At 70.3% G+C, this 8,404-nt stretch carries 7 protein-coding genes; 1 reads left to right on the forward strand and 6 read right to left on the reverse strand.

What is annotated here, in order from left to right; translation table 11 throughout:
• Positions 1–534: 534 nt before the first annotated feature.
• The gene (locus C3488_RS38455; protein ID WP_103845474.1) at positions 535–1,542 is read right to left on the reverse strand and encodes a stage II sporulation protein M; all 1,008 of its coding nucleotides are present in this window, start codon (positions 1,540–1,542) and stop codon (positions 535–537) included.
• Between the two features lie 90 nt (positions 1,543–1,632).
• Here C3488_RS38455 and C3488_RS38460 point away from each other — a divergent pair, with 90 nt between their 5' ends.
• On the forward strand, positions 1,633–2,571 hold the full coding sequence (locus C3488_RS38460) for an RDD family protein (RefSeq protein WP_103845475.1): 939 nt from the start codon (positions 1,633–1,635) through the stop codon (positions 2,569–2,571).
• A 23-nt stretch (positions 2,572–2,594) separates the two neighbouring features.
• Here C3488_RS38460 and C3488_RS38465 read toward each other — a convergent pair whose 3' ends face one another.
• From C3488_RS38465 to C3488_RS38490, 5 genes are all read right to left on the reverse strand, one after another.
• Positions 2,595–3,209: a hypothetical protein gene (locus C3488_RS38465; protein ID WP_103845476.1), complete on the reverse strand. Its 615-nt coding sequence runs from the start codon at positions 3,207–3,209 to the stop codon at positions 2,595–2,597.
• Positions 3,210–3,329: 120 nt separating this feature from the next.
• Positions 3,330–4,787 (reverse strand): adenosylhomocysteinase, encoded by a 1,458-nt coding sequence (gene ahcY / locus C3488_RS38470; RefSeq protein ID WP_103845477.1) that lies wholly within the window; start codon positions 4,785–4,787, stop codon positions 3,330–3,332.
• A 321-nt stretch (positions 4,788–5,108) separates the two neighbouring features.
• Positions 5,109–6,086 (reverse strand): cation diffusion facilitator family transporter, encoded by a 978-nt coding sequence (locus tag C3488_RS38480; protein WP_103845478.1) that lies wholly within the window; start codon positions 6,084–6,086, stop codon positions 5,109–5,111.
• Between the two features lie 169 nt (positions 6,087–6,255).
• Complete coding sequence (gene manA / locus C3488_RS38485) at positions 6,256–7,407, reverse strand: mannose-6-phosphate isomerase, class I (protein ID WP_103845479.1); 1,152 nt, start codon at positions 7,405–7,407, stop codon at positions 6,256–6,258.
• A gap of 140 nt (positions 7,408–7,547) precedes the next feature.
• Positions 7,548–8,404: SIS domain-containing protein (locus tag C3488_RS38490; RefSeq protein WP_103845480.1), on the reverse strand; the 857-nt coding region annotated here is incomplete at its 5' end.

Consider the following 8,404-nt stretch of genomic DNA (forward strand, 5'->3'; position numbering starts at 1 on the left):
AAGGAATAATCGGAAGGTTCACAGCGTCCTCGCTGTGTTATTTCAAAGGAACCTCGACCATCGGAACAATCCGACGGACGGGGTATCAACATATCTGGCGTTGACTTTTGGCACGCTGTTGAGTTCTCAAGGAACGGACGCTTCCTTCGTACTCACCGGAGAGACTCTCTCTCGGCTTTCCTCCGGGCGCTTCCCTTCGGTGTTTTCGACTCTATCAGATCTTTCCGATCCGATTTCCTCGATGCTTTCCAGGTTCCCGCTCTCGCGTTTCCCTTTCCGGCGGTTCCGACTTTATCAGAGGTTTTGGGGCGGACTGACCGCCGACCACTTCTGAATCAATCGGGGGGCTACTCGGAACTGATCGCTCCGAGAGCCGGCAGATGCTCACTGTTCCTGTTGTGGGTGGACACCTCCACCTCCAGGCAACTGTGTGAATCTACCTCCTCACGCCACCCGTGTCAACAGGTTCCGTGGGGCGAAGAGGAGATTAGCAGGCCGAGGCCGGATGACGCACATCCGGAGGGGCCGTCCCGGTCACGCTGCCGTCGGAACGGTCGCGCTGCGCTCGTCCGCATCCACGTCCCCCGTGTCCCCGGCCCGTGCCGCGCGTCCGCCAAGGACATAGACGTACGCGAGAAAGGCCAGCTCAGCGGCGATGCCGATCGTGATCCGGGCCCAGGTGGGAAGGCCGGAGGGGGTCACGAAACCCTCGATGGCGCCCGAGACGAACAGCACCAGCGTCAGTCCGATGGCCATGCCCAAGGCGGCCCTGCCCTCCTCGGCGAGGGCGGTGCGGCGGGTCCTGGGGCCCGGGTCGATCAGGGTCCAGCCCAGTCGTAGCCCTGTTCCGGCGGCCACGAAGACGGCCGTCAGTTCCAGCAGCCCGTGCGGGAGGACCAGGCCCAGGAAGGTGTCGAGGCGGCCGGCCGAGGACATCAGGCCGATGCCGACCCCCAGGTTCAGCATGTTCTCGAAGAGGATCCACAGCACCGGGAGGCCCAGGAAGATGCCCAGGACCAGGCACATCGCGGCGGCTCGGGCGTTGTTCGTCCACACCTGGGCGGCGAACGCGGCAGCAGGGTGGCTGGAGTAGTACGTCTCGTACTCGCCGCCGGGGCGTGTCAGGTCGCGTAGTTCGCTGGGGGCCGCGATCGACGCCTGGACGTCCGGGTGGGTTCCGATCCACCACCCGAGGAGCACCGCCACCGCCGTGGACAGCAGTGCCGTGGGTATCCACCAGCGGCGCGAACGGTAGACGGCGGCGGGGAAACCGTGCGTGAGGAAGCGCGTGACATCGTGCCACGAGGCGCGGCGCGTGCCTGTCACGGCGTTGCGCGCGCGTGCCACCAGTTGACTGAGCCGGCCGGTGAGCTGGGGGTCGGGTGCACTGGACCGGATGAGCGAGAGATGGGTGGCGGTGCGCTGGTAGAGGACGACGAGTTCGTCCGCCTCGGCTCCGGTGAGGCGGCGCCGGCGGCGCAGCAGTGCCTCGAGGCGGTCCCACTCGGCGCGGTGGGTGGACACGAACACGTCGAGGTCCATGGATGGGCTGCTCCTCGTACTGCGGCGCGATGTGCCCTCAGCTTGGCAGACTGTCGTACTCCGGGGAGGGTCAGGGGAAGGACGGTCGGCGTGAGTGAACTAGTGACGGGAGAGGCGGTGGCGCTGGAGTTGCGCCCCGCCAAGCTGCCGAGCCGGGCGCTCGCCGTGCTGCTCGACCTGGTGGTGGCCGTGGTCGCCTACGTTCTCGTGGTGATCGCTCTGGTGGCGTCCACGTCCGGCTTGGACGAGGCCGCGCAGATGGCGGTGTCGATCTCCGCCTTCGTCCTGGTGCTGGTGGGCGGGCCGATCGCGGTGGAGACGCTGAGCCACGGGCGTTCCCTGGGCAAGCTGGCGTGCGGGCTGCGGGTGGTGCGGGACGACGGGGGGCCCATCCGGTTCCGGCACGCGTTGGTACGAGGCGCGGTCGGTGTGGTCGAGATCCTCATGACCTTCGGGGTCGTGGCGTGCATCGCCTCGCTCGTGTCGGCGCGGGGGCGACGGCTCGGCGACGTGTTCGCGGGCACGCTCGTCGTGCGCGAGCGGGTGCCCGCCGGCCGTGCGTCCTTCGTGCCTCCGCCGCCACCATGGCTTGCCGGGCGGTTCTCCGCACTCGACCTGTCGGCGGTTCCGGACGGGCTGTGGCTGGCGATCCGGCAGTACCTGACCCGGATGCATGAGCTGGATCCGCAGGTGGGCTGGACGATGGCGGAACGTCTCGCCGCGGACCTCGCGGCTCGTACGGGCGTACCGACGCCGCCCGGGGTGCCGCCGGCCGCTTATCTGGCGGCGGTGGTGCAGGAACGGCAGGCACGGGAGGCCCGGCGGGCCTCCGGGGGTCGGGGAGCTGTCGAGGCCGTCGAGGGGGGTCCGCAGATCGGCGCCTCAGCTCAGCAGCCCTACGCCCCGCCCCAGCCCCTGGTGCCCGTCGCCCCGCAGCAGGCGCCTCAGCCGGCACCGACGCAGCCCACACGACCTACACACCCCGAACCGCCGGATCGTCCCTCCACCGGCTTCGCGCCGCCCGCCTGACCTCGGCCGCCGCCGGGTCGCCGTCATGGAAACACCGACGGCGGCGACTGGAGGTCCTCCAGCTCGATGCCCGGTGCCGCCAGCACCACGTCTCCTGCGAGGTGGACGGTGTGCCGCTCGCCCGTGTCCAGGGCTGTGACCTGGTATTCGTCCACGATGAGGGGGGCGTTGTCAGTGGTGTGTGCTTCTCTTGCGATCAGGGCCCAGGACTGGTCCACGGTGCGGGGGGCGAGGACCGGATCGGTGAAGGCGACGAGGCGTACGCGCGTCGCGGAGGAAGAGGGGGTGAGGCGCAGCAGACGGGCGGTGGCGACGAGAAAAGCGGGGGATGTGCCGGTGAAGGCGTGGGCGCGGACATTGCCTTCGGTGGCATGGGAGCCGGTGGGATCGGTGCGGACCCAGGTGACACCGTCGAGGGCGGCGCCCCGCACCTGCCAGCTCGCGGCGTGGAGTTCGAGGCGGATGGGGCGGCCGAGCTCGTCGAGGGCGAGGTCGACGGAGCCCGCGTGATCGCCGGAGGGGGTGGTCAGTTGGGAGACATAGCGCCAGCCGGTGGGGCCCGGCGCGCACTGGAAGTGTTCTTCGGCGAGGAGGGTCTGGTCGTGCGGGTCGTGAAGCGAATATCGGCCGCGGGGCATGAGGGTCCTGGGGCTTGACGGGGCCGGTCCGCCCAGTGGTCCGGAAGGGCCCGGTGGTCTGGAAAGGGGACAGGCCCCCGGCACGGGGGTGCGGGGGCCTGCCTTGGAACCGGGGTTCGGTCAGTAGCGGTAGTGGTCCGGCTTGTACGGGCCCTCGACCTCGACACCGATGTACGCCGCCTGCTCGGGGCGGAGCTTGGTGAGCTTCACGCCGAGCGCGTCCAGGTGGAGGCGGGCGACCTTCTCGTCGAGGTGCTTGGGCAGCACGTAGACGCCGGTCGGGTACTCGTCGGGCTTGGTGAACAGCTCGATCTGGGCCAGGGTCTGGTCCGCGAAGGAGTTGGACATGACGAACGACGGGTGACCGGTGGCGTTGCCCAGGTTCAGCAGACGGCCCTCGGAGAGGATGATGATCTTCTTGCCGTCGGGGAAGGTCCAGGTGTGGACCTGCGGCTTGACCTCGTCCTTGACGATGCCGGGGACCTTGGCGAGACCGGCCATGTCGATCTCGTTGTCGAAGTGGCCGATGTTGCCGACGATCGCCTGGTGCTTCATCTTGGCCATGTCACTGGCCATGATGATGTCCCGGTTGCCGGTCGTGGTGACGAAGATGTCGGCCTTGTCGACGACCTCGTCCAGGGTCGTGACCTGGTAGCCGTCCATGGCGGCCTGCAGCGCGCAGATCGGGTCGATCTCGGTGATGATCACGCGGGCGCCCTGTCCGCGCAGGGACTCCGCGCAGCCCTTGCCCACGTCGCCGTAGCCGCAGACGACCGCGGTCTTGCCGCCGATGAGGGTGTCCGTGGCGCGGTTGATGCCGTCGATCAGGGAGTGGCGGCAGCCGTACTTGTTGTCGAACTTCGACTTGGTGACCGCGTCGTTGACGTTGATCGCCGGGAACAGGAGGGTGCCCTCGCGCTGCATCTCGTACAGGCGGTGGACGCCGGTCGTGGTCTCCTCGGTCACGCCGCGGATCTCGGACGCCAGCTGGGTCCACTTCTGGGGGTTCTCCGCCAGGGTGCGGGTCAGCAGCTGGAGGATGACGCGGTGTTCCTCGGACTCCGCGGTGTCGGGCGAGGGGACCTTGCCGTCCTTCTCGTACTCGACGCCCTTGTGGACGAGGAGGGTGGCGTCACCGCCGTCGTCGAGGATCATGTTCGGGCCGCCGGTGGGGCTGTCCGGCCAGGTCAGCGCCTGCTCCGTGCACCACCAGTACTCCTCGAGCGTCTCGCCCTTCCAGGCGAAGACGGGGATGCCCTGCGGGTTGTCGGGCGTGCCGTTCGGGCCGACGGCGATGGCGGCGGCCGCGTGGTCCTGGGTGGAGAAGATGTTGCAGGACGCCCAGCGGACCTGCGCGCCGAGAGCGGCGAGGGTCTCGATGAGGACGGCGGTCTGGACGGTCATGTGCAGGGAGCCGGTGATACGGGCGCCGGCCAGGGGCTGCGCCTCGGCGTACTCCTTGCGGATCGCCATCAGGCCGGGCATCTCGTGCTCGGCGAGGGTGATCTCCTTGCGGCCGAACTCGGCCAGCGAGAGGTCGGCGACCTTGAAGTCCTGTCGGTTCTCGACAGTCGTCATTGCGAGCTGCTCCTCGGGGTTGGGTCGAGGTGGGTACGGCTGGTCTGCGCGGCGGCGGGCACAGGGGTGCCCGAAGAGGACACAGGCATGCCCACGTGCGCGCAGCGCAGTCCGTCGGAGGCCCTCTCTCCCTCGGTCGGCCCGTCCTGGACCGCCCGACCGCCATCAGCAGCGACGTCTGGCTCCGTTCCAAGCTACACCGGAGGACCCAGCCGTCCCCAGTCCGCCTCGGAAGACGTCCGATTGCCTGCGGTCCGCATCCCGGGAGCGGGCCGTGTGATCGGGACCTTCACGCGGTCCGTCACCGGCTCGGCGGTGTGATCAGTGACCGGTGCTCCGTCCCGGGCCACCGGGCGTCGCCTCGGGGTCCGGGCCCTTGGCGGCCTCGGCCTCGCTGTAGATGTCCGGCTCGAGGTAGATGACCCGGGCGATGGGGACGGCGGCGCGGATGCGGGCCTCCGCGGCGTTGATCGCGGAGGCGACCCGGTCGGCCGTGTCGTCGTGCTGCACGGCGATCTTGGCGGCGACCAGCAGTTCCTCGGGGCCCAGGTGGAGTGTGCGCATGTGGATGAGGCCGGTGACCGTCTCGCCGTCGACGATCGCCGCCTCGATCTGCTTGACCACCTCGACACCCGCGGCCTCGCCGAGGAGGAGGGACTTGGTCTCTGCGGCGAGGACCAGGGCGATCAGGACGAGGAGGACACCGATGCAGACGGTGCCGATGCCGTCCCAGACGCCGTCGCCGGTGAGCAGGGAGAGGCCGACGCCGCCGAGGGCGAGGACCAGACCGATGAGCGCGCCGAAGTCCTCCAGGAGGACGACCGGCAGTTCCGGGGCCTTGGCCCGGCGGATGAACTGCGCCCAGGAGAGCTTGCCGCGCAGTTCGTTGGACTCCTTTATCGCCGTGCGGAAGGAGAAGCCCTCGGCGACGATCGCGAAGACGAGGACGCCCACCGGCCAGTACCAGTTCTCGAGCGCGTGCGGGTGCCGGATCTTCTCGTAGCCCTCGTAGATGGCGAACATGCCGCCGATGGAGAAGAGGACGATCGAGACGAGGAAGGCGTAGATGAACCGCTCGCGGCCGTAGCCGAACGGGTGCTGCGGGGTCGCCTCGCGCCGGGCGCGCTTGCCGCCGATCAGCAGCAGGAACTGGTTGCCGGAGTCGGCGATCGAGTGGACGCCCTCCGCGAGCATCGACGACGAGCCGCTGAAGGCGAACGCGACGAACTTCGATGCCGCGATCGCGAGGTTGGCGCCGAGTGCCGCCACGATCGCCCTGGTGCCGCCTGACGCGCTCATGTGTTCGCGTTGTCCCTTCGTAGCCGTCACGCCCGGGACGTCCGTACGCCGTACGCCGTCCGGGGCTTTGCCCGTCCTTTGCCGGTGGGCCATTGTTGCAGCAGGCTCCGACAGCGGTGCGCCGGGCCGGGACCGCGACGGCCGCCCGGCCCGGGGCCGGGCGGCGGCGTCAGGCGGCGACCGTGGCCCGGAAGACCGTGCCGGCCCCGGACACCTCGGCCTTGTCGTCCGCCGGTACGAACACCGACTCGCCGGGCGCGAGCACCTGCTCGCCCGCGCGGACGGAACCGGCCGTGCATAGCAGGATCTGCGGGGTCGCGCGGGTGAGGTCGCGCGGGGCGGCGCCCTCGGACACGACGTACCGGGACAGGCGGAACTCGTCGATCGGGGTCTCGTAGACCTCCTCGCCGTCCGCGGAGGCCTCGGGGCGCAGGACACCGGGGTCGCTCGCCTCGAAGCGGACGATCCGCAGCAGTTCGGGGACGTCGACGTGCTTGGGGGTCAGGCCGCAGCGCAGGACGTTGTCGGAGTTGGCCATGATCTCGACGCCGAGGCCGCTCAGGTAGGCGTGCGGGACGTCGGCGCCGAGGTAGAGGGCCTCGCCGGGCTGGAGCCGGACGTGGTTGAGCAGCATCGCGGCGATCACACCCGGGTCACCGGGGTAGTGGTGGGCGATGTCGGCGTAGGGGGCGTAGGCGCCGCCGAGGCGGGAGCAGGCGGCCGCCGCCTCGGTGACCGTGTGGGTCATCTCCTCGGGGTCGGCGCTCAGCACGGCGGTGAGGACCTCGCGCAGGGCGGCGTCTTCGGGATGGGCGTGCAGCACGTCGACGTACGGCTTGAGGGAGTCGACGTCGAGGCCGGCGAGCAGGTCGGCGGCGGCGTCGGGGGCACGGAAGCCGCACAGGCCGTCGAACTCGGTGAGGGCGCAGATCAGTTCGGGCTTGTGGTTCGCATCCTTGTAGTTGCGGTGCGGCGCGTCGACGGGGATTCCGCGGCGCTCCTCGTCGGCGTAGCCCTCTTTCGCCTGCTCCAGGTCGGGGTGGACCTGGAGGGAGAGCGGTGCGCCGGCGGCGAGGATCTTCAGCAGGAACGGCAGCCGGGGGCCGAACCGGGCGACCGTCCGCTGCCCCAGCTCGCTCTCGGGTGCTTTGTCGATCACCTCGTTGAGCGGGCCGCGCGGGGTGCGCGACGGCGCGCCCGGGTGCGCGCCCATCCACATCTCCGCCTGCGGTTCACCGGTCGGCTCCACGCCGAGGAGCCGGGGGATGGCGGTGGTCGAACCCCAGGCGTAGGGGCGGATGGTGTTGTCGAGGCGGTCCATGAGTTTTCTTCGTCTCCGTACGTACGCTCCCGGTCGGCGCCGTTCTGGACGGGTCGGCCGGTGCGCGCTGGTCAGGTGGTGTGAGCCTAGTGCTGTGGCCGGGAAGGTCCGCCGTGGACCTTTCCGGTGACAGCGCCAGGTCAGGCGCCGCAAGCGAGCGCCATGTAAACGGCGGCGAAATCCGTGATGGCGATCAGTTCCGCGAGGGTCTCCAGCTCGTCGCCGTCCTCGGGTTCGAGTTCGCTGATCGCCGTGTCGTGGCTGAGGGCCAGGTCCCGGGCGGCGGGGGCGGCGCTCAGGCCGCCGATGGGACGGTCACGCAGAAGCACCACGCGAGCGTGCAGGGCCTGTGCCTCCTCGACGCGGTCGCGGAAGAAGTCGTCGGGGTCGGCGCCCGCGGCGAGTGGGCCGGAGAGCAGCACGCCGTGCGCGGCGAGTGCTTCGGGCAGCTGTGCGGTGAGCGCGGGACGGCCGGCCAGCTCGGCGAGCGCGGCGGCGAAGCGGCGGCCGGCGGGTGCGGCGGAGACGCCTTCCGTCCAGATCACCGGGAGCGCCTCGGCGAGTTCGGCGGCGAGGTTCTTGGCGGGGTTGCTGTAGGTGGCGATGGCCGGGCCACAGCGTTCGGCGACCTGGTCCAGGCGGTCGGCGACCTTCTCCAGGACGTCCGGCGGCGCGGAGAGCAGGCCGGTGCGGTCCAGGAGGGCGAGCAGCGGGGTGAGCAGGGCCCACAGGACGCCGGGCGCGGAGGCGGCGAGCGGTTCCTCCTGCTCGTACGGGGCGGTCGCCATGGGTACGAACAGACCGTGGGCGGCGGTCACCGCCTCCGTGATCGGGGAACGGGCGGGGGCCACGGCGACGACGGTGCAGCCGCGGCGGTAGGCCTGCTCGACCAGGATGCCGAGGCCGGGTTCGGAGCCGTCGGGGGTGGCGATCAGCAGCAGGTCGACGGGCCCGGCCCAGCCGGGCAGTTCCCAGCGCAGCGCGCCGGCGGCGGGGG

Source organism: Streptomyces sp. Ru72, from assembly GCF_002920635.1.
Taxonomy (GTDB): Bacteria; Actinomycetota; Actinomycetes; order Streptomycetales; family Streptomycetaceae; genus Streptomyces.